The following is a 20,278-nucleotide window of genomic DNA, read 5'->3' on the forward strand; positions in this document are numbered from 1 at the left end:
TCCGGGCTAGCCCTCCAGGGCGTGCAGCGGCAGGCGTTCGCGGACCCCGGCAAGGATTCGATCGGCTACCGTGTCCGGGTCAGCGGCGGCATCGACGACCAGATATCGGCCGGGGGATTGCGCGGCCCGTTCACGATAGGCGTCGCGGGCGCGCTCGAAGAAGTCCAGCGCCTCGCGTTCGATCCGGTCGCGACGGCCCCGCTGCACCGCTCGTTCCAGCCCGGTCTCCGGGTCGATATCCAGCAGGATCACCAGATCCGGCCGGAGCTCGCCCTGCAACCAGGCTTCCAGTTGCTCGACCCGTTCGCCACCCAGGCCCCGTCCGGCGCCCTGGTAGGCAAACGAGGCATCGGTAAAACGGTCGCTGAGCACCCACTCGCCAGCATGCAGGGCCGGCCGGATCACTTCGGCCAGGTGCTGGGCACGGGCCGCGAACATCAGCAGCAGCTCGGCCTCCGCGCACATGCCCGGCAGGTCCGGATCCAGCAGCAGCCCCCGCAGGCGTTCGCCCAGCGCGGTCCCGCCCGGCTCGCGGGTGGTCCGCACCGAATGCCCCGCACCCCGCAGGGCAGTGTCCAGGCGTTCGATCTGCGTGCTCTTGCCCGAGCCCTCGATGCCTTCGAGGACCAGTAAGCGGCCAGGATAAGACGAACGTTCCATGTGCAAGGCGACTCCTGTTCTACCGGTCGCGGATACCGTAGCGGCTGCCGTCACCACCCAGCTGGTAGCGAATCACGGCCTCGCGGTGCTCGCGATAGGTCTCGGAGAAATGATGACTGCCATCGCCGCGCGAGACAAAGAACAGGTCGTCGGTATCCGCCGGTCGCGCGGCGGCCTGCAAGGCCGCCCGGCCCGGGAGCGCAATCGGCGTCGGCGGGAGTCCGGCTCGGGTGTAGGTATTGTACGGGTGGTCGCGGTCGAGTTCGGCGCGAGTCAGGCGTTGCACGCCCGGCTCCTGAACGTACAGGAGGGTCGGGTCGGTCTGCAGCCGCATGCCGCGCTTGAGCCGGTTCACGAATACGCCCGCCACCCGGTCCCGTTCGTCTCCGCGCCCGGTCTCGCGCTCGATAATCGAGGCCAGAATCAGGAGCTCGTAGGGGGATTCCACCGGATGGTCGTCGATACGGTCTTCCCAGGCCCGGTCCAGATTCAGGCGCATGGCCTGGTGCGCGCGCTTCAGAACGGCCAGGGCGTCGGTACCGGACCCGAAAAAATAGGTATCCGGAAGAAACCAGCCCTCCGGATGTTCCAGATCCGACAGCCCCAGGGCCTCGAGCAGGTTATGCACGCCGACGGACTCGGACGGACCCACCAGCTCGGGGTGTTCGCGCAATGCGGCCAGCGCCTGACGAATGGTCCAGCCCTCGGGGAACGTGAGGCGATGCTGCACGACATCGCCCCGGGCCATCGCGTGCAACAACTCGCGGGGCGTCATCGCCGGTGTCACGGCGTACTCGCCCGCCTGCAGCCTGGGCGCAAGCCCCTGACGGCGACCATAGACCTCTGCCACCCATGCGGATTCGATCCACCCGCGTTCGACGAAGGAGCGACTCACTGCACGCAATCCCTGGCCGGACTCCAGCTGGTAGCGTTCCGAGCCCTCCAGCGCCAGCGGCGTGTCCAGCTGTGCCCGGTAGTGATCGCTCAACCACCAGGCGGCCGCCAGGGCCAGCACCACCACCAGAGCCAGGACAGCGAGACTAATCCGCTTCATGCAACGCGATTCCCATGGGATAGAGCGGATCATCCTGCCACGCGCGCCCCGGATTGTCCGCTTCGGCCAGCACCGCCGGGGTTATCCCGAGGCGCGCATTGGTCACGTAGAGCCCGTCGGCCCGCTCGACGCGCGCGGTCTCCGGATAGGCCTCTACGACTTCGAACCCGAAACGCGCCGCGTGATCGAGCATCCAGGCGCGCCGGGTCCCCGCGATGCCCGACTGATCGACCGGCGGGGTCAGCAGACGCTGTCCCTCACGCAGCCAGAGATTGCCCTGAGTGGCGCTCACCACCCGCCCCAGCGCATCGCGGACGATTGCCTCCTCCCAGCCGGGTTCCCAGCGGCCGCGTACCACCACCTGTTCCAGGCGGCTGGTGTGCTTGAGCCCGGCGAGCGCCGGGTTGACCCCGATCGGTACGTCCGACCAGCCCACGGTCAGGGGCATCCGGTCGCCGGGTGGTGCTTCGTCCAGCACGGGCCCCGCACTGACGATCCGCGTCGGTGCCGGATGGGCCGGTGCTGCGTAACCCCGCGGGCCTTCGCCGCGCGTGATCGTCACCCGTACCAGGCAGGCAGGTGTGGTGGCTACCCGGGCCACCTCCTCCAGAATCTGCCCCTCGTCGGCTTCCGGGAATCCCAGCTGGCGCAGCCCCCGCCACAGCCGATTCCGGTGGTACTCCCACAGCTGCGGCCGCCCGGCCCGTACGCGCAGGGTCTCGAACAGCCCGTCGCCCAGCAGCAACCCGCGGTCGCCCGCCGAGACCGTTTCTTCCGGTTTCCCGTTCATCAGAATCACGACATGGCCTCTTTCGGCCCAATCAGCGCTTCCAGCAGGCCCCGGGCCTTGTGCCGCGTCTCCTCGAGCTCGCGTTCCGGCTCGGAGTCGGCGACGATGCCGGCGCCGGCGCGAAAACGAAGCTCGTTCCCGCGCACCACCAGCGTGCGGATCAGGATGTTGGTATCCATGCGTCCGTGCCGGCTGACATAGCCACAGGCGCCGGTGTAGGCGCCGCGCGGCGCGTACTGTTCCAGTTCCTGGATGATCTGCATGCTGCGGATCTTGGGGCACCCGGTGATCGTGCCACCGGGGAAGACCGCCCGCAGCACCTCCGCGGCCGTGGTCCCGCGGCGAAGGCGGCCCACGATGCTCGAGACGATGTGATGGACCCGGCGATAGCTCTCGATGGTCATCAGTTCCGCGACCCGAACGCTCCCGGTCTCGGCGATCCGTCCGACGTCATTGCGTTCTAGATCCACCAGCATCACATGTTCAGCCCGTTCCTTCAGGTTGAACGTCAACTCACTGAAAAGACGCTTGTCTTCCTCCACATCCGCATCCCGTCTCCGCGTTCCCGCGATCGGCCGGGTCTCGACTTCGCCCGCCTCGACCGACACCAGGCGCTCCGGCGAGGAACTGATCACATGGGCTCCCGGAAGTTGCAGCCAGGCAGCGAACGGGGCGGCATTGGCCTGACGCAACCGCGCATACAACACCGCCGGGTCCAGCGGTTCGTCGGACGTGGCGTGCCATTCCCGCGAGAGATTCACCTGGAAGGTATCCCCGGCCCGGATGTACTCGAGTCCCCGGAGCACCGCCCCGCGATACTGAACGGGGTCCTCTTCCCGTAACGCCAGGTCAGGCAACGAGCGGGACGCCGCCTCCATATTCTCCCGCGCCTCCGCACAATCCCGCTCGACCTGTGCACGGCGTTCCGCGTCGTTCGTCTCGTCGACGAACCACGTGCTTCCCTCGTGGTGGTCATGGATCAGGGCTGCGGGGAAGTACGTCACCAGGGCGTCGGGCAGCCAGGGATCGGAACGGCATTTCCCCAGCGCCGGTTCCAGGCGCCAGGCCAGTTCATAGCCGGCATAGAGAAACCACCCCCCGAGGAACGGGAGGTGGGCGTGGTCGGCATCGTCGGGAGCCAGGACGGGCGACCCGGAGAGGTCCTGATCCAGCGCTTCCAGCACATCGTCGCCTGTCGCGGTCGACAGCGTGCGGCCGGGAAACGCGAACAGGATGGAGAAGCGCGCCGGAGCCTGCCCGATCAGGGCCGACTCCAGCAGATGCGGATAGCGTTCAGGGAAACGCCGCGCCAGGGCCGCGAAATCGACCCCGGCGGCCAGCCGATGGACCGCCATGGCGGCGCCGCAGCGTCAGATGCTGCGGAACACCAGGGTGCCGTTGGTGCCGCCGAAACCGAAGGAATTCGACAGGCCCACCTTGGTGTTCATCTCGCGCGCCTCGTTGGCCACGTAATCCAGGTCGCAACCCTCGCTGGGGTTCTCCAGGTTGATCGTCGGCGGCGACACCTGATCACGCAGCGCGAGGGCCGTGAAGACGCCCTCGATGCCCCCCGCGGCCCCCAGGAGGTGGCCGGTCATCGACTTGGTGGAGTTCACCAGCAGCTTGTACGCGTGATCACCGAAGGCCTTCTTCAGGCCCTGGGTCTCGGCCAGGTCGCCGGCCGGGGTGGACGTCCCGTGGGCGTTGATGTAACCCACCTCTTCCGGGTTCACGCCGGCATCCTTCAGGGCACGATGCATGCACTTCGCGGCGCCGGAGCCATCCTGGATCGGCTGCGTCATGTGGTGCGCATCCGCATTCCAGGCAAAGCCGGCGACCTCGCAGTAGATGTTGGCCCCACGGGCCTTCGCGTGCTCGTACTCTTCCAGCATCATCACGCCGGCGCCGTCGCTGAGCACGAAACCATCGCGATCCTGGTCCCAGGGGCGCGATGCGCGTTCCGGGTCGTCGTTGCGGGTGGACAGCGCGCGCGCGGCCGCGAACCCGCCGATGCCCAGCGGCGTGGTGGCCATCTCGGCACCGCCCGCAACCATTGCGTCGGCATCGCCGTAGGCAATCATGCGCGCGGCATCGCCGATGTTGTGGGTGCCGGTCGCACAGGCGGACACGATGGAGATGTTCGGGCCCTGCAGGTTGCGCATGATGGACAGGTTGCCCGCCACCATGTTGATGATCGCGCTGGGCACGAAGAACGGCGAGATCTTGCGGGCACCGCCCTTCAGATACGCCCCGTAGGAGCGCTCGATATACGGCAGACCGCCGATCCCGGAGCCGATGGCGACCCCGATCCGCTCGGCGTTCTCCTCGGTCACCTCCAGCCCGGAGTCGTCGAGGGCCTGCAGGCCGGCGGCGATCCCGTAGAGGACGAAGGTGTCCATCTTCTTCTGGTCTTTCGTCGGGACGTAGTCATTGGCCTCGAAGTCCCGAACCGCGCCGGAGATCTTGACCGGCATGTCCGAGGCATCGAAGACATCGATGGGGGAAATGCCGCTCTTGCCGGCCTTGATGTTGCTCCAGGCCTTGTCGATAGTGGATCCGACCGGGGACACGATCCCCAGCCCGGTAATCACGACACGTCGCTTAGCCAATGATGTTCTCCTCGAAAGACTGCAATACGCGTTCAGCGAAACGACGAAGGGCCGCCCTGCGCGCAGGAAGGCCCGTTCGCGTCGTCCTGACCGGCGCCCGGAGGCGTCGGATCAGTCCTTCATGTGCTCGTTGATGTAATCGATCGCCTGCTGCACGGTGGTGATCTTTTCCGCCTGCTCGTCGGGGATCTCGGTCTCGAATTCCTCTTCGAGCGCCATCACCAGTTCCACCGTGTCCAGCGAATCCGCACCCAGGTCGTCGACGAAGGCAGCGGCGTTGGTCACGTCCTCTTCCTTGACTCCCAGTTGCTCGACAACGATCTTCTTGACGCGTTCTTCAATGCTACTCATGGTTCAGAAATCCCCTTCGGTGTGAGGCGGCTTCGTTGAAAGGTCCGCCATTCTAGAGAAAAGCCCCGCCGCGATCTAGCGATGCGTGCAGCGGGACCTGCGGGCGGCACGCGGCCTGCCCGCCGTGATCAATGCATGAACATCCCGCCGTTGACGTGCAGGGTCTCGCCAGTGATGTAACCAGCCTCCTCCGAGGCCAGGAAACCGACCGCCGCCGCGATCTCCTCCGGCGCGCCGAGGCGCCCCAGCGGGATCTGGCCCAGCAGGGCCGCCTTGGTGTCATCACCCAGCTCGCGGGTCATATCGGTATCGATGAACCCGGGGGCGACCGTATTCACGGTGATACTGCGGCTCCCGACCTCGCGCGCCAGCGACCGGGCAAAGCCCGCCAGGCCGGCCTTGGCCGCGGCGTAGTTCGTCTGCCCGGCGTTGCCGGTGGAGCCCACCACGGAGCCGATCAGGATGATGCGGCCGCGGCGCAGCTTCATCATGCCCTTCAGCAGGCGCTGGGTCAGGCACACGGCGGCGGAGAGGTTGGTATCGATGATCGCATCCCACTCCTCGTCCTTCATGCGCATGAACAGGTTGTCGCGGGTGATGCCGGCATTGTTCACCAGCACCTCGATCGGGCCTTCCTGATCCTGGATGGACTGCAGGCCGGCGGCGACAGATTCCCCGTCGGTGACGTCCATCGCGATCCCGCGCCCGCCCCATTCCTTCAGGACCTCGGTGATCCGTTCGGCACCGGCCTCACTGGTGGCGGTACCTACGACCTGCAGGCCCTGTTCGGCCAGGCGGCGGGCGATGGCGGCGCCGATCCCGCGGCTTGCGCCGGTGACGAGGGCTACACGTTTGCTGTCGGACATGGCAGTTGCCTTTGCTTCATCATGTAAGAGGGGTTGGCGAAACGAGGTTGACCGAGCGTGTCCCGGCCATTGAGGGTCAGTCCGACCCCAGGCGCTCCAGGGTGGCCTTCAGGGTGTCGCGGTCGGCGACATCGAACAGTTCCAGCTCACGATCGATCCGCTTGGCCAGGCCCGTCAGCACACGCCCCGGCCCGCACTCCACCTGAACCGCCACGCCCTGCCCGCGCAGACCGCGAACGGTCTCGACCCAGCGTACCGGCCGATAAAGCTGCGCCGCCAGGTTTTCCTTGATCACCTCGGCGGACTCCGCCGGCGCCGCCGTCACATTCTGCCAGACCGGGATATTCGGTGAACTGAAGGTGGTGTTGTCCAGAGCGGCCTGGAGGCGATCCGCCGCCGGGCGCATCAGCGCACAGTGAGAGGGGACCGAGACCGGCAGCTTCAGGGCGCGTTTGGCGCCCGCGTCCTTCGCCGCGCCCACGGCACGATCGACCGCGGCCGTATTGCCCGCGATGACCACCTGCCCCGGGGCGTTCAGGTTGACCGCTTCCAGTACCTCGCCCCCGGCGTGCTCGCTGCAAAGGGCCTGTACCGCCACGTCATCGAGACCGAGGATCGCGGCCATCGCGCCCTCGCCTTCGGGCACCGCCGCCTGCATCGCCCGGGCGCGTTCCGCGACCAGTCGGACCGCGTCGGGGAAGCGCAGCACGCCGGCTGCCACCAGCGCGCTGTACTCGCCGAGACTGTGACCGGCAACGGCCTGCGGGCGCGCGGTCGTCTGTTCACTCAACAGGCGCCAGGCAGCGACCCCCGCGGCGAGCATCACCGGCTGGGTCCATTCCGTCTGGTTCAGCTGTTCGACCGGGCCGTGCTGGCACAGGCTCCAGAGATCGGCGTCGAGGCAATCCGAGGCCTCCTGGAAGGTGTCACGGACAATGGCATGGTCATCGCCCAGATCGGCCAGCATGCCGTTGGACTGGGACCCCTGGCCGGGAAATACGGCTGCCCAAGATGTTGTCATTCGCAATGGTCTCGCGCGTGAAAGCGCGCGTAGTGTAGGCGGTCAGGGATACGTCGGCAAACGGGCGCGATCGCGCCAGGCGCCTGCCGAATGGATGCGCGCGAATGCCCGTACGCCCGGCGCTCCGCCCACGCGTGGCGCCGCGTGACTTGTGTTCCACCAGCGCATCCGGATAATGTCGCCACCTTGATTCAATACGAGAGGAACTGTATGGCGAAGGAAGACGAAATCGAGCTGGAGGGTACCGTCGTCGAGACGCTCCCGAACACCACCTTCCGGGTGGAGCTCGAAAACGGGCACACGATCACGGCGCACATCTCCGGCAAGATGCGCAAGCATTACATCCGGATCCTGCGCGGCGACAAGGTGATCGTGCAGATGACGCCCTATGACCTGACCAAGGGTCGCATCGTCTACCGCAACAAGTAAGTTCGCCTCTCTAACGAAGAAGCCCCGGCAGGACCGGGGCTTCTTCGTTTGCGGGCCCTTCCGCGGGCCCGGTTACGCCAGCACGCCGCATCAGGACGACACGGCCGTCTCCTGGATATCCAGCTCCAGCCCGGACTCGCCCAGCCGAACCCGAACTTCCCCGCCATGCGCCAGACGGCCGAACAGCAGTTCGTCGGCCAGCGGCTTCTTGATGTGCTCCTGCAGGGTACGTGCCATCGGGCGGGCCCCCATCTTCACGTCGTAACCATGCTCGGCCAGCCAGGCGCGGGCGTCCGGCTCCACCGTCAGGTGGACCTTCTTCTCGTCGAGCTGGGCCTGCAGCTGGATCAGGAACTTGTCCACCACGTTCAGGATGGTCGCCTCGTCCAGCGGCCCGAACTGGATGGTCGCATCCAGGCGATTGCGGAACTCCGGCGTGAAGGTGCGCTTGATTGCCTCCATGGCATCGCTGGAGTGGTCCTGCTGGGTAAAGCCCACGGACGGACGGCTGGCCTGCTCCGCACCCGCGTTGGTCGTCATCACCAGGATCACGTTGCGGAAATCCACTTCGCGCCCGTTGGCGTCCGTCAGCGTGCCGTGGTCCATCACTTGCAGCAGCACGTTGAAGACGTCCGGGTGAGCCTTCTCGATCTCGTCCAGCAGCAGCACCGAATGCGGATGCTTCAGGATGGCGTCGGTCAGCAGGCCGCCCTCGTCGTAGCCGACATACCCCGGCGGCGCACCGATCAGGCGCGACACGGTGTGGCGCTCCATGTACTCGGACATGTCGAAGCGGGCGAGATGAATCCCCATCTGCTGCGCCAGCTGCCGTGTGACCTCGGTCTTGCCGACCCCTGTCGGTCCCGCAAACAGGAACGAACCGATCGGCTTGTCCATGTCGCCGAGCCCGGACCGCGCCATCTTGATGGCCGTCGCCAGGGTACCGATGGCCTCGTCCTGCCCGAAGACGGTCATCTTCAGGTTCCGCTCGAGGTTGCGCAGGGTCTCCTTGTCGGAGCTGGAGACCGACTTCGGCGGGATCCGTGCGATCTTCGCCACGATGGTCTCAATGTCCTGCACACCGATGGTCTTCTTGCGCTGGCTGACCGGCTGCAGCTGCCGACTGGCACCCGCCTCGTCGATCAGGTCGATCGCCTTGTCCGGCAGGAAGCGGTCGGTGATGTAGCGGTCGGCCAGCTCCGCCGCCGCCCGCAGCGCCGGCTTGGTGAAGCGCACGTTGTGGTGCAACTCGAAGCGCGACTTCAGGCCACGCAGGATCTGCTCGGTCTCGTCCACCGTCGGTTCGGGCACCTCGATCTTCTGAAAACGCCGCGCCAGGGCACGATCCTTCTCGAAAATGCCGCGGTATTCCTGATAGGTGGTGGACCCGATGCACTTCAACTCACCCGAGGCGAGCATCGGCTTGATCAGGTTGGAGGCATCCATTACCCCGCCGGAAGCCGCGCCGGCCCCGATGATGGTATGGATCTCGTCGATGAACAGAACCGCGCCCGGCTCCTTCTTCAGCTGGGCCAGCACGCCCTTCAGGCGCTTCTCGAAGTCACCGCGATACTTGGTCCCGGCGACCAGCGCCCCCAGGTCGAGGGCATAAACGGTGGCCGACTCGATGGCCTCGGGCACCTGTTCGTCGACGATCCGTCGCGCCAGGCCTTCGGCGATCGCCGTCTTGCCCACGCCGGCCTCGCCCACCAGCAGCGGGTTGTTCTTGCGCCGGCGGCAGAGGATCTGGATGGTGCGCTCGATCTCGTGATCGCGCCCGATCAGCGGATCGATCTCGTCCCGGCGCGCCTTGTCGTTGAGGTTGGTGGCGTAGAGCTGCAGCGCGTTGGTCTTGTCCTCGCGCTCGCCCTCCACCGGCTCGGCCTGGGACTCGCTGGGGTTGGGCTGCGCCCCGAGCTCGTCCTCGCCGACCTTGGAGATGCCGTGCGAAATGAAGTTGACGACATCCAGACGCGAAATGTTCTGCTGCCCCAGCACATACAGAGCCTGGCTGTCCTGTTCACCGAACAGCGCCACCAGCACGTTGGCGCCGGAGACTTCCTTGCGTCCGCTGGACTGCACATGAAACACCGCCCGCTGCAGCACGCGCTGGAAGCCCAGCGTCGGCTGTGTCTCGCGCGAATCGTTCGGCGGGATACGCGGGGTGTTCTCGTCAATGTAGGCCTCAAGTTCGTCACGGATGCGATCGAGATCGCCCCCGCAGGCCCGCAGCACCGTGGCCGCGCTGGGATTCTGCGCCAGCGCCATCAGCAGATGCTCAACAGTCACGAACTCGTGACGTTTTTCGCGGGCCTCCTTGAAGACCATGTTCAGGCTGAATTCGAGTTCCTTGTCGAGCATGGGAGTCAGGCCTCCTCCATCGAGCAAAGCAGTGGGTGCTGATGACTGCGGGCGTAATCGTTCACCTGCGCCACCTTGGTCTCGGCCACATCCCGGGTAAAGATGCCGCATACTCCCTTGCCGCGCGTATGCACGTGCAGCATCACCCGGGTGGCCTTTTCGCGATCCATGCTGAAGAAGGTCTCCAGTACTTCGATCACGAACTCCATCGGCGTGAAATCGTCGTTGAGCAGTACCACCTTGTACTGTCGCGGTGGCTGGAGCTCCGGCCTCGATTCTTCGACCGTTACCGAGTCGTCTCGATCGGGGTTTTGGGGCTTGTCATCACTCATCGGTCGAACTCACGCGTTCAGCGGTTACTCGTTTGGGGTGTCTCCATCCTCGAATGGTTCCGGGCTCGAGCCAAGTGCCCTTACGGACACTCCGACCACCGGCCCGTGCGTCACATGTGCTTGATCATCGCCTCGCCGAAGGCCGAACAGGCAATCGGCTCGACGTTGTCCATCAGCCGCGCGAAGTCGTAGGTCACCTCGCCGGCACTGATTGCGCCGCCCATGCCCTTGACCACCCGATCCGCCGCCTCGGACCACCCCAGATGCCGCAGCATCATCTCGGCAGACAGGATCAGCGAGCCGGGGTTCACCTTGTCCTGGCCGGCGTACTTCGGCGCCGTGCCGTGAGTGGCCTCGAACATGGCCGTGGTATCCGACAGGTTCGCACCCGGGGCGATGCCGATGCCCCCCACCTGGGCGGCCAGGGCGTCGGAGATATAGTCGCCGTTCAGGTTCAGCGTGGCGATCACCGAGTAGTCCTCCGGGCGCAGCAGGATCTGCTGCAGGAAGGCGTCGGCGATCACGTCCTTGATCACGATGTCGCGCCCGGTCTTGGGGTTCTTGAAGGTCTGCCACGGCCCGCCGTCGAGATCCTTCGCACCGAACTCCTCGCGCGCCAGCTCGTAGCCCCAGGCCTTGAACGACCCCTCGGTGAATTTCATGATGTTACCCTTGTGCACCAGGGTCACCGACGGCCGATCGTTGTCGATCGCATACTCGATGGCCTTGCGCACCAGGCGCTTGGTGCCCTCGCTGGACACCGGCTTCACGCCGATCCCCGCGGTGTCCGGAAAGCGGATCTGGGTGACGCCCATCTCGTCCTGCAGAAAGTCGATGACCTTCTTCGCCTCCGGCGTGCCGGACTCGAACTCGATCCCGGCATAGATGTCCTCGGAGTTCTCGCGGAAGATGACCATATCGGTCTTCTCCGGCTCCTTCAGCGGGCTCGGCGTGCCGTCGTAATAGCGAACCGGACGCAGGCAGACATACAGGTCCAGCTTCTGGCGCAACGCCACGTTCAGGGAACGGAAGCCACCACCGACCGGGGTGGTCAGCGGGCCCTTGATCGACACGCGATAGTCCTTCACCGCCTGCAGGGTCTCGTCCGGCAGCCCGGAGTCGTCGGCATAGACCCCGGTCGCCTTCTCGCCGGCGTAGACCTCCATCCATTCAATCTTCTTCTTGCCACCATAGGCCTTTTCCACGGCCGCATCGGTCACCCGGCGCATCACCGGGGTGATGTCCACACCGATCCCGTCACCCTCGATATAGGGGATCACCGGATGATCCGGCACCTGCAGCTTCCCCTGGTCATCGACGGTGATGCGTTCGCCCTTCTCCGGGACCTGAATGTGCTGGTAGGCCATGCCAACTCCTTGTGCGGAAATCGAGAAAATGGATCGGTGGGATGCGTATATCTCGATTATACATACCGGACCGGCGTTTCCGGGGACACAAGCGAAACCCATTGCGCGTTCCGGAACGGCGGCAGGCGTCGACGGCTGCGTTATCATCCGCCGCATGACCGAACGCCTCCCCTGTCACATCACCGTGGCCGCCGTAATCGAGCACGAAGGCCGATTCCTGTTCGTCGAGGAAACCGACGCCGGTCAGCGCGTCCTGAACCAGCCGGCCGGGCATCTGGACACCGGCGAAGACCTGACCGAAGCGGTCGTGCGCGAGGTGCTCGAGGAGACCCGCCTCGCATTCACACCCGAGGCGGCCCTCGGCTGCGACCTGCTCGAACTGGCCAGCGGAGCGGTAATCCTGCGCGTCACCTTCTGCGGCACGAGTGCCTCGGCGCCCTCCCCGCCCCCCCGCGATCCGGCGATCCATGACCTGCACTGGCTCACACCGGAGATGGCCGAACGCGACTGGCCCCTGCGCAGCCCCCTGGTGATGCGCAGCATCCAGCGTTACCGGGACGGACTGCGGCTCCCGCTCGCGGCGGTCGGGGGGTTGGTCCGGGCCTTCGCGCCATGACGGAACGCGAACGCGTCATCGTCGGCCTGTCCGGCGGCGTCGACTCCGCCGTCGCGGCCAGCCGGCTGCTGGAGGCCGGCTATCGCGTCGAGGGCCTGTTCATGAAGAACTGGGAGGATGATGACGACGCCGAGTACTGCGCCGCCGAGGCCGACTATCGGATGGCCGTCGAGGTGGCGGACTGCCTGGAGATTCCGCTGCACAAGGCCAACTTCGCCGAGGACTACCGCCAGCGCGTATTCGCGCAGTTCCTGCACGAATACGAGGAGGGACGCACCCCGAACCCGGACATCCTCTGCAACCGCGAGATCAAGTTCCGCTCGTTCCTCGACCACGCGCGCGAGCTCGGCGCCCGCTGGATCGCCACCGGCCATTACGCGCGGGTCCGCCATCATGCGGACTACAGCGAACTGTGCATGGCGGCTGACGCCAACAAGGACCAGACCTACTTCCTGCACACCCTGACCCAGGAGCAGCTGCGCCCGGCCCTGTTCCCGTTGGGGGGCATCCCCAAGGACCAGGTCCGCGAACGGGCCCGCGAACTGGGCCTGCCCAATCACGCCCGCAAGGACTCCACCGGCATCTGCTTCATCGGCGAGCGCCGCTTCCGCGACTTTCTGGCGCAGTACCTGAAGGCACCCGAAGGCGACATGCGCACCCCGGAGGGGCAGATCATCGGCCGCCATCAGGGCCTGATGTTCTACACCCTCGGCCAGCGCCAGGGACTGGGCATCGGCGGGGTCGACGGCTTCGCCGAGGCCCCCTGGTACGTCGTCGACAAGGACCTCGAGCACAACGCCCTGATCGTCGCCCAGGACCCGCAGCATCCGCTGCTGATGAGCCCTTCCCTGACGACCGAGCCGGTCCACTGGATTCACGAGCCACCGGCTACCGGGGAGCCGGTGCAGGCCCGGTTGCGCCATCGTCAGCCCCTGCAGGCCTGCCGCGTGGCGGCGCTGGACGGCGCCGGAGCCACGGTGGTGTTCGACGCCCCGCAACGGGCCGCGACCCCCGGACAGTCGATCGCCTTCTACCGCGGCGATGTCTGTCTCGGAGGGGCCGTGATCGCGAGGCGTACCACGATGGCTGCGGCCTGATCCGTGAGTCTGCCGGGCCACTTCCGGTATAGTGAGCCCACCCGGCATCCCGCCCCGCCCACCCAAGGAATCAACTGGCTTGGACCGCTCCGACCACAACCGCACCCTGGCACTGGCCGCCCTCTTTCAGTGCGCGAGCCTGGTCAAGGACCTCGCCTGGCGCGGCAGCTGCGACGAATACGAATTCGAGGTCCTGATCGGCAGCCTGTTCGCCTTCGATGTCGAGACCCCCGAGGCGGTCTACCGCGAGGCAGTCAGCCTGCGCAGCGGGCTGGAACGCGTCGAGAGCCAGCTGCAAAACGGCAGCAAGCCGCCCGACATGGAGATCACCCGCTACGCCATCGGACTGATCTTCCTCGAGCGCAAGCTGCAAAAGCGCGACGACATGCTGCAGCAGCTCACCGACGGACTGCAGGGCGCCCAGCGCCAGATCGACTATTTCCACATCACGCACGAAAGCGTGATCGCGCGCCTGGCCGAGATCTACAAGGAAACGATCTCCGAGCTGGGCCCGCGCATCATCGTCCAGGGCGAACAGAACAACCTCTCGAATCCCGAGACCGCCGCGCGCATCCGCGCGCTGCTGCTGGCCGGGATCCGGGCCGCGGTCCTCTGGCGCCAGGCCGGTGGATCCCGCTGGAAACTCCTTTTCGGCCGCAAGCGGCTGATTCGCGAAGCGAACAACATCCTCAACCGACTCAATACCTGAACGCGGAAGACGCATCATGAGCCACGCTGACCCGAAGAACACCCGCAACCTCTCTGCCGGCGGTATCGACTGCCGCTACGTGCCGATCACCGACGACGACCGGGCGAAGGACCTGCCCTTCGCGCTGAAGGTGCTGCTGGAGAACCTGCTGCGCTTCGAGGACGAGCGCACGGTGCGCCGCGCCGACATCGAGGCCCTGCTCGACTGGGACCCGCAGGCCGAACCCACCCAGGAGATCGCCTTCCGTCCCGCCCGCGTGCTGCTGCAGGACTTCACCGGCGTCCCGGCGGTTGTCGATCTGGCCGCGATGCGCGATGCCATGGAGGCCCTGGGCGGGGACCCCAAGAAGATCACCCCGCTGCAGCCGGCGGAGCTGGTCATCGACCACTCGGTCCAGGTGGACGCGCACGGCAACGCCAACGCGATGAACCTGAACGCGGAGCTGGAATACTCGCGCAACCGCGAACGCTACAGCTTCCTCAAGTGGGGTCAGCAGGCCTTTGATACCTTCAAGGTCGTGCCGCCCGATACCGGCATCGTGCACCAGGTCAACCTGGAGTACCTGGCCCGCACCGTGTTCGTGGACGACAAGGCCGAGGGCGGCTGCATGGCCTATCCCGACACCCTGGTCGGTACCGACTCCCACACCACCATGATCAACGGCCTCGGCGTGCTCGGCTGGGGCGTGGGCGGCATCGAGGCCGAGGCCGCGATGCTCGGCCAGCCCATCTCCATGCTGATCCCGCAGGTGGTGGGCTTCCGCCTGACCGGCAAGCTAGCCGAGGGGGCCACCGCGACCGACCTCGTACTGGTGATCGTCGAGATGCTGCGCAAGCAGGGCGTGGTCGGGAAGTTCGTCGAGTTCTTCGGCGACGGCCTGGCCGACCTGCCGCTGGCCGATCGCGCGACCATCGCCAACATGGCCCCGGAATACGGCGCGACCTGCGGCATCTTCCCGATCGACGAGGAAACCCTGACCTACCTCCGTCTGACCGGCCGCGAGGCCGGGCACATCGAGTTTATCGAGGCCTACGCGAAGGCCCAGGGCCTGTGGCGTGACGACAGCGCCCCGATCGCCCGCTACAGCGACATGCTGGAACTGGACCTGTCCACCGTGGAACCGAGCCTGGCCGGGCCCAAGCGCCCTCAGGACCGCATCCCGTTGAGCGAGGCCGGCGCCACCATCAGCCGCCACCTGGACACCATGCTGAAGGAACGCGACAGCGGTAGCGACGAGCCGGACGAGGCGGAACGCTTCGCCGCCGAGGGTGGGCATACCGCCGTGGGCGTGGAGCACCAGGCGGAGGAACCGCACCACACCGCCATCGAGATGGACGGCGAGACCTTCACCCTCGATCACGGCGACATCGTGATTGCGGCGATCACCTCCTGCACCAACACCTCCAATCCGTCCGTGATGCTGGGTGCCGGTCTGGTCGCCCGCAAGGCCCGCGAACTGGGCCTGCAGGTGAAGCCGTGGGTGAAGACTTCCCTGGCCCCCGGCTCGCGCGTGGTAACCGATTATCTGGAGAAGTCCGGCCTGCTGAAGGACCTCGAGCACCTGGGCTTCCATGTAGTGGGTTACGGCTGCACCACCTGCATCGGCAACTCCGGCCCGCTGCCGGAGCCGATCAGCGAGGCCATCATCAAGGACGACCTGATTGTCAGCTCGGTGCTCTCCGGCAACCGCAACTTCGAGGGGCGCATCCATTCCGAGGTGCAGATGAACTTCCTTGCCTCGCCGCCGCTGGTGGTCGCCTATGCGCTGGCCGGACGCAGCAATATCGACCTCTACAACGACCCGATTGGCGAAAACGCCGAGGGCCGCGCGATCTACCTGAAAGACATCTGGCCCACCACGGAAGAGGTGCGCCAGGAAGTCGCCAGCCATGTCGGTGCTGGCAGTTTCACCACGGCCTACGGGGATCTGTACTCCGGCGAGGACCGCTGGAAAAACCTCGAGGCCCCGCAGGGCCAGCGCTACGAGTGGCAGGAAGACTCCACCTACGTGCGCAACCCGCCCTACTTCAAGGGCATGGGCATGACCCCGATGCCCTGGCACGACATCCAGGGCGCGCGTGTGCTGGCGCTGCTGGGCGACTCGGTGACCACCGACCACATCTCACCGGCCGGCTCCATCGCCAAGGACAGCCCGGCGGGCCGTTATCTCGAATCGAAGGGCGTCAAACCCGCCGACTTCAACTCGTATGGCTCGCGCCGCGGCAACCACGAGGTGATGATGCGCGGCACCTTCGCCAACGTGCGCCTGCGCAACCTGCTCGCGCCGGGCACCCAGGGTGGCGTCACCCAGCACCTGCCGGATCGCGAACAGATGTCCATCTACGACGCCGCGATGAAGTACCAGGAAGAAGACACGCCGCTGATCGTGATCGCCGGGCAGGAATACGGCACCGGCTCGTCGCGCGACTGGGCCGCCAAGGGCACCCTCTTGCTCGGCGTAAAGGCCGTGATTGTCGAGAGCTACGAGCGCATCCACCGCTCCAACCTGGTCGGCATGGGCGTACTGCCCCTGCAATTCCTGCCCGGCGAGAACGCAGCCAGCCACGGGCTGACCGGCCGCGAGACCTACAGCATCACCGGCGTGGAAAACGGCGAGGCCCGCGAGGCCACGGTCACGGCCGTGGACGGCGACGGCCAGCGCAAGACCTTCACCGTGCGCGTACGCCTGGATACCCCGCAGGAGGTGGACTACTTCCGCCACGGCGGCATCCTGCCCTATGTGTTGCGCCAGCTCGCAGCTTCCGCATAAGGTTTCGGCATGGGACGGCGGATATCCACGGAAGCGGTACAGTCCGGTCAGACGCTGGCGACAGCGGTTCATGACCGTTCCGGCCGTCTCCTGATCCCCGCCGGCATGGTGCTCCAGGACAAGCAGATCCGCGTACTCCTGTCCTGGGGCATCAGCACCGTCGAGGTCGTCGAGGACGAGCAGGCAGCCGCCAACGATGGCCACGACGAGCCCCCGGAGCTCCCCGCCGATGCCCGCCCCACCCCGGAGATGGAAGAACAGGCCGATACCATCCTGGCCGAGCGCTTCCGTCACTGTGACGTGGCGGCGCATCCAATGGACGGGATCCATCGACTGGCCCGCGAGCAGCTCCTGGACGATCTCATGCGCCGCGGTCACAAGCCCCGGAGTGCCTGATGACGGTGGCCGAGTTTCTCGAGCAGGACGAAGCGCTGTGCAGTTTTTCCGGCAGTTACAACACCATCTTCACGCGCCTTAGCGATCCAACCGCCAACGTCGCCGGGATCACCGAGGCAGTGGAGCTGGACCCGACCATCGCCGCGAAGACACTGCGGATGGCCAATTCCTCGCTGTACGGCTTCCCCGAGCCCATCGACACCCTGCACCGGGCGGTCTCGATTATCGGGTTGCAGCAGATGCGCCAGATCGTGCTGTCGACCATCGTCATCCAGCACTTCCGCGGCCTGCCAGTCATCGGCGTCGACATGGAATCCTTCTGGCGCCACAGCATCGCGGTCGGCGTGCTCAGTCGATCCATCGCCCGCTTCCGGCGCGAGGCGAACATCGAGCGCCTGTACCTATACGGGATCATGCACGACCTGGGGCGCCTGCTGCTGTTTCTGCACCTGGGCACCGGAACCGAGGAGCTGATCAACATCCGCGAGCGCGAGCAGTGCCTGCTGTTCGAAGCGGAACGGGAACTGCTCGGCTTCGACCACGCGGCCATCGGCTCCGGCCTGCTCGAGCAATGGGGCATGGCTCCCGCCCAGGTGGAGGCCACGCGCTACCACCACGCCCCGGAGGAGGCCCGCGCGTTTCCGGTGGAAACCGCGATCGTGCACGTCGCCGACAGCATCGCGAACTCGCTGCGGCTGGGGTCGTCCGGCGAGCGTTTCGTGCCCCCGGTGGCACCCGAGACCTTCGATCGCATTGGCCTGGAGATGCCGATCTACGAAGACATCATCGGCCACGCCTGCAAGCATCTGGACCAGATGCAGGCGATCCTCCTCGACTGAGCCCCTATGCAGGCAAAGGACGCTGTTGCATGAGCCCATCCTATCGCACGCCCGAGGAGGTCAATGCCCTTCATGAGCGTATCCGCTTCCTCGAGGAGGCCCTGGAGGCCAACGCCTATGCGATGGATGTGCTCGCCTCGACCACGGCGATCTTTGGCGACACCGACCGCAACCGCAGCCCCGAACTGATCATACAGAACACCGTCGAGGCCATCCGCCGACTGCTGCCGGCGCAGGACGTGGCGGTGTATGTCCTCGACAACGACTGCTCCTTTAACCTGGCCTACCAGGAACATCCGGGGGAGCTGGAGCCGGATCTCGCGGAGACCGTCGAACAGCTCATCCAGGACGGGCAGTTCTCCTGGGCGCTGCACCAGAATCACCCGGTCTGCCTGCCCTCCCCGGCGGCGGGCGACAGCGTGATGTTGCACGTCATCTCCACGCGCACCCGCATTCGCGGGATGTTCGTCGCCCGCTTCCGCCAGGCGGAGCTGCAGCGCTACGAGATGATCCTGTCGACGCTGACCATGGTGCTGTTCAACACCGCCTACGCGCTGGAGAGTGCCGACCTGTTCCAGATGATGGACCGCCGCCAGAAAGCCCTGCAGCGGATCACCGAACGCCAGTCGCGCGAGCTGCTGCACCACATGTCGCACGACTCGCTGACCAACCTGCCCAACCGCATGCTGTTCAGCGACCGCCTGTCGCAGGCGATGGAGCGCCATGCGGGGGCCGCCGCAGGGCACGTGGCGCTGATCCTGCTCGACCTCGACAACTTCAAGCGCACCAACGACTCCCTGGGACACCGTGCCGGGGACGAACTCATCCGCAAGGTCGCACAGGACCTTTCCGGGCTGCTGGACCATGCACGGGAACGATCGGGACGCCAGCTGCGTACCACCCTTTCACGTCTGGGTGGCGATGAATTCGGCATCCTCGTCGAGGACGGCGAGGGGCTGGAAGGCATCGTCCGGCTGGTCACCGACGTGGTGCGCAAGACCGCCACCGAGCGCCAGATCTTCGACCAGCCGGTCGTCAGCAGCGTCTCCTGCGGAATCGCGGTCTACCCCTACGACGGCGAGGACCCGGACACCCTGCTGGGGAACGCGGACGCCGCGATGTACGAGGCCAAGCAGCGCGGGCGCAATGGGTTCCGCTTCTACACCCAGGACCTGAACGCCCGCACCTTCCGCCACTTCGAACTGGAGAACGAACTGGGCCAGGCGATCGCCAACGACCAGCTCGTTCTGCACTACCAGCCCAAGGTCGAACTCGCGAGCGGGCGCATCATCGGTGCCGAGGCGCTGATCCGCTGGCAGCATCCGAAACTGGGCCTGCTACCGCCCGGCCACTTTATTGAACTGGCCGAGGACATGACCCTGATCGAGGAAATCGGGGAATGGGTACTGCGTCAGGTCTGCCGGGACCTGCAGTCCCTGCGCGTCGCCGAAGACGCGCTACCCAGGATCGCGATCAATGTCTCCGCCCGCCAGCTGCGCCAGCCGGACCTTGCCGGGGGATTTCATCGCATTATCCGCGAGGCCGGCATCCCGACACGCTGCATCGAACTGGAGCTGACCGAGACCAGCATCATGGATGACCCGAAAGGCGCCGCCCGGGTCTTTCAGCGCCTGCGCCAGGCGGGTATGTCCCTCGCGGTCGACGACTTCGGCACCGGACATGCCTCCCTGATGCAGCTCAAGCAGCTGCCCGCCGATACGCTGAAGATCGACCGCTCCTTCGTGAAAGACCTCGACCAGGGCGACGGACACGCACAGATCGTGCGCGCCATCGTGCTGATGGCCCGCACCCTGGGGCTGGACGTGATCGCGGAGGGCGTGGAAACCGAACGGCAGGCGCAGCTCCTGCAGAAGCTCGACTGCCACACGGCGCAGGGCTACTACTATTCGCATCCGGTCCCGTTTGCGGACTTCCGCAAGCTGCTGGGCCCGGCGGTCACCCTCCCCCTGGAAACCGCCTGACCGCCGCTCTACCCGCAGAACCGGGGAAC

At 66.2% G+C, this 20,278-nt stretch carries 19 protein-coding genes; 8 read left to right on the forward strand and 11 right to left on the reverse strand.

The genetic code is table 11. The features are described from left to right. Positions 1–6: 6 nt before the first annotated feature. From tmk to fabD, 8 genes are all read right to left on the reverse strand, one after another. A complete protein-coding gene (gene tmk, locus F572_RS0102165; RefSeq protein ID WP_017941555.1) occupies positions 7–660 on the reverse strand; it encodes a dTMP kinase in 654 nt (217 codons plus the stop codon). Positions 661–679: 19 nt separating this feature from the next. After that, entirely contained in the window at positions 680–1,714 is a 1,035-nt protein-coding gene (gene mltG, locus F572_RS0102170; RefSeq protein ID WP_017941556.1) for an endolytic transglycosylase MltG, read from the reverse strand. Next, positions 1,701–2,513 carry an aminodeoxychorismate lyase gene (gene pabC, locus F572_RS0102175; protein WP_017941557.1) on the reverse strand — a complete coding sequence of 271 codons (813 nt, stop codon included), beginning with the start codon at positions 2,511–2,513 and terminating at the stop codon, positions 1,701–1,703. Before pabC ends, mltG begins: the two co-directional genes overlap by 14 nt. After that, complete coding sequence (locus tag F572_RS0102180) at positions 2,510–3,859, reverse strand: aminodeoxychorismate synthase component I (protein ID WP_017941558.1); 1,350 nt, start codon at positions 3,857–3,859, stop codon at positions 2,510–2,512. The genes pabC and F572_RS0102180 overlap by 4 nt, the downstream gene beginning before the upstream one ends. 15 nt (positions 3,860–3,874) lie before the next feature. Continuing rightward, the gene (gene fabF / locus F572_RS0102185) at positions 3,875–5,095 is read right to left on the reverse strand and encodes a beta-ketoacyl-ACP synthase II (protein WP_017941559.1); all 1,221 of its coding nucleotides are present in this window, start codon (positions 5,093–5,095) and stop codon (positions 3,875–3,877) included. Positions 5,096–5,224: 129 nt separating this feature from the next. After that, positions 5,225–5,464 carry an acyl carrier protein gene (acpP, locus tag F572_RS0102190; RefSeq protein WP_017941560.1) on the reverse strand — a complete coding sequence of 80 codons (240 nt, stop codon included), beginning with the start codon at positions 5,462–5,464 and terminating at the stop codon, positions 5,225–5,227. 128 nt (positions 5,465–5,592) lie between these two features. Further along, on the reverse strand, positions 5,593–6,330 hold the full coding sequence (gene fabG / locus F572_RS0102195) for a 3-oxoacyl-ACP reductase FabG (protein ID WP_017941561.1): 738 nt from the start codon (positions 6,328–6,330) through the stop codon (positions 5,593–5,595). A 76-nt stretch (positions 6,331–6,406) separates the two neighbouring features. Then, positions 6,407–7,351 (reverse strand): ACP S-malonyltransferase, encoded by a 945-nt coding sequence (fabD, locus tag F572_RS0102200; RefSeq protein ID WP_081602010.1) that lies wholly within the window; start codon positions 7,349–7,351, stop codon positions 6,407–6,409. Between the two features lie 210 nt (positions 7,352–7,561). Between fabD and infA the strand changes: the two genes are divergently transcribed. Further along, on the forward strand, positions 7,562–7,780 hold the full coding sequence (infA, locus tag F572_RS0102205) for a translation initiation factor IF-1 (protein WP_012982660.1): 219 nt from the start codon (positions 7,562–7,564) through the stop codon (positions 7,778–7,780). Positions 7,781–7,870: 90 nt separating this feature from the next. Here the strand turns inward: infA and clpA are convergent, their stop codons facing one another. From clpA to icd, 3 genes are all read right to left on the reverse strand, one after another. Next, positions 7,871–10,141, reverse strand: coding sequence for an ATP-dependent Clp protease ATP-binding subunit ClpA (gene clpA, locus F572_RS0102210; RefSeq protein ID WP_017941563.1), 2,271 nt, complete (start codon positions 10,139–10,141; stop codon positions 7,871–7,873). Between the two features lie 5 nt (positions 10,142–10,146). After that, on the reverse strand, positions 10,147–10,473 hold the full coding sequence (clpS, locus tag F572_RS0102215; protein WP_017941564.1) for an ATP-dependent Clp protease adapter ClpS: 327 nt from the start codon (positions 10,471–10,473) through the stop codon (positions 10,147–10,149). Positions 10,474–10,583: 110 nt separating this feature from the next. Beyond that, entirely contained in the window at positions 10,584–11,840 is a 1,257-nt protein-coding gene (icd, locus tag F572_RS0102220) for an NADP-dependent isocitrate dehydrogenase (RefSeq protein ID WP_017941565.1), read from the reverse strand. A gap of 154 nt (positions 11,841–11,994) precedes the next feature. Here icd and F572_RS0102225 point away from each other — a divergent pair, with 154 nt between their 5' ends. The 7 genes from F572_RS0102225 to F572_RS0102255 all read left to right on the forward strand — a co-directional run bounded on the left by F572_RS0102225 (position 11,995) and on the right by F572_RS0102255 (position 20,249). Beyond that, positions 11,995–12,456 carry an NUDIX domain-containing protein gene (locus tag F572_RS0102225; RefSeq protein ID WP_017941566.1) on the forward strand — a complete coding sequence of 154 codons (462 nt, stop codon included), beginning with the start codon at positions 11,995–11,997 and terminating at the stop codon, positions 12,454–12,456. Continuing rightward, positions 12,453–13,553: a tRNA 2-thiouridine(34) synthase MnmA gene (mnmA, locus tag F572_RS0102230; RefSeq protein WP_017941567.1), complete on the forward strand. Its 1,101-nt coding sequence runs from the start codon at positions 12,453–12,455 to the stop codon at positions 13,551–13,553. Before F572_RS0102225 ends, mnmA begins: the two co-directional genes overlap by 4 nt. A 79-nt stretch (positions 13,554–13,632) precedes the next feature. Then, positions 13,633–14,262 carry a high frequency lysogenization protein HflD gene (hflD, locus tag F572_RS0102235; RefSeq protein ID WP_017941568.1) on the forward strand — a complete coding sequence of 210 codons (630 nt, stop codon included), beginning with the start codon at positions 13,633–13,635 and terminating at the stop codon, positions 14,260–14,262. A gap of 16 nt (positions 14,263–14,278) precedes the next feature. Continuing rightward, positions 14,279–17,032, forward strand: coding sequence for an aconitate hydratase AcnA (gene acnA / locus F572_RS0102240; RefSeq protein WP_017941569.1), 2,754 nt, complete (start codon positions 14,279–14,281; stop codon positions 17,030–17,032). 9 nt (positions 17,033–17,041) lie between these two features. Then, a complete protein-coding gene (locus F572_RS14690) occupies positions 17,042–17,428 on the forward strand; it encodes a hypothetical protein (protein WP_026142969.1) in 387 nt (128 codons plus the stop codon). After that, complete coding sequence (locus F572_RS0102250) at positions 17,428–18,267, forward strand: HDOD domain-containing protein (protein WP_017941571.1); 840 nt, start codon at positions 17,428–17,430, stop codon at positions 18,265–18,267. Before F572_RS14690 ends, F572_RS0102250 begins: the two co-directional genes overlap by 1 nt. 29 nt (positions 18,268–18,296) lie before the next feature. Continuing rightward, positions 18,297–20,249, forward strand: coding sequence for a bifunctional diguanylate cyclase/phosphodiesterase (locus F572_RS0102255; protein ID WP_017941572.1), 1,953 nt, complete (start codon positions 18,297–18,299; stop codon positions 20,247–20,249). Positions 20,250–20,278 lie beyond the last annotated feature (29 nt).

Origin of the sequence: Thioalkalivibrio sp. ALE14, assembly GCF_000376845.1 — a bacterium.
Taxonomy (GTDB): domain Bacteria; phylum Pseudomonadota; class Gammaproteobacteria; order Ectothiorhodospirales; family Ectothiorhodospiraceae; genus Thioalkalivibrio.

What these genes read in the sequence shown, in the direction of transcription:
- F572_RS0102180 (WP_017941558.1), bottom strand. Translation starts at nt 3,859, where the DNA reads ATGGCGGTCCATCGGCTGGCCGCCGGGGTCGATTTCGCGGCCCTGGCG.
- F572_RS14690 (WP_026142969.1), top strand. Translation starts at nt 17,042, where the DNA reads ATGGGACGGCGGATATCCACGGAAGCGGTACAGTCCGGTCAGACGCTG.
- mnmA (WP_017941567.1), top strand. Translation starts at nt 12,453, where the DNA reads ATGACGGAACGCGAACGCGTCATCGTCGGCCTGTCCGGCGGCGTCGAC.
- mltG (WP_017941556.1), bottom strand. Translation starts at nt 1,714, where the DNA reads ATGAAGCGGATTAGTCTCGCTGTCCTGGCTCTGGTGGTGGTGCTGGCC.
- fabG (WP_017941561.1), bottom strand. Translation starts at nt 6,330, where the DNA reads ATGTCCGACAGCAAACGTGTAGCCCTCGTCACCGGCGCAAGCCGCGGG.
- acnA (WP_017941569.1), top strand. Translation starts at nt 14,279, where the DNA reads ATGAGCCACGCTGACCCGAAGAACACCCGCAACCTCTCTGCCGGCGGT.
- infA (WP_012982660.1), top strand. Translation starts at nt 7,562, where the DNA reads ATGGCGAAGGAAGACGAAATCGAGCTGGAGGGTACCGTCGTCGAGACG.
- icd (WP_017941565.1), bottom strand. Translation starts at nt 11,840, where the DNA reads ATGGCCTACCAGCACATTCAGGTCCCGGAGAAGGGCGAACGCATCACC.
- acpP (WP_017941560.1), bottom strand. Translation starts at nt 5,464, where the DNA reads ATGAGTAGCATTGAAGAACGCGTCAAGAAGATCGTTGTCGAGCAACTG.
- F572_RS0102225 (WP_017941566.1), top strand. Translation starts at nt 11,995, where the DNA reads ATGACCGAACGCCTCCCCTGTCACATCACCGTGGCCGCCGTAATCGAG.
- fabD (WP_081602010.1), bottom strand. Translation starts at nt 7,351, where the DNA reads ATGACAACATCTTGGGCAGCCGTATTTCCCGGCCAGGGGTCCCAGTCC.
- clpS (WP_017941564.1), bottom strand. Translation starts at nt 10,473, where the DNA reads ATGAGTGATGACAAGCCCCAAAACCCCGATCGAGACGACTCGGTAACG.
- tmk (WP_017941555.1), bottom strand. Translation starts at nt 660, where the DNA reads ATGGAACGTTCGTCTTATCCTGGCCGCTTACTGGTCCTCGAAGGCATC.
- F572_RS0102250 (WP_017941571.1), top strand. Translation starts at nt 17,428, where the DNA reads ATGACGGTGGCCGAGTTTCTCGAGCAGGACGAAGCGCTGTGCAGTTTT.
- F572_RS0102255 (WP_017941572.1), top strand. Translation starts at nt 18,297, where the DNA reads ATGAGCCCATCCTATCGCACGCCCGAGGAGGTCAATGCCCTTCATGAG.
- clpA (WP_017941563.1), bottom strand. Translation starts at nt 10,141, where the DNA reads ATGCTCGACAAGGAACTCGAATTCAGCCTGAACATGGTCTTCAAGGAG.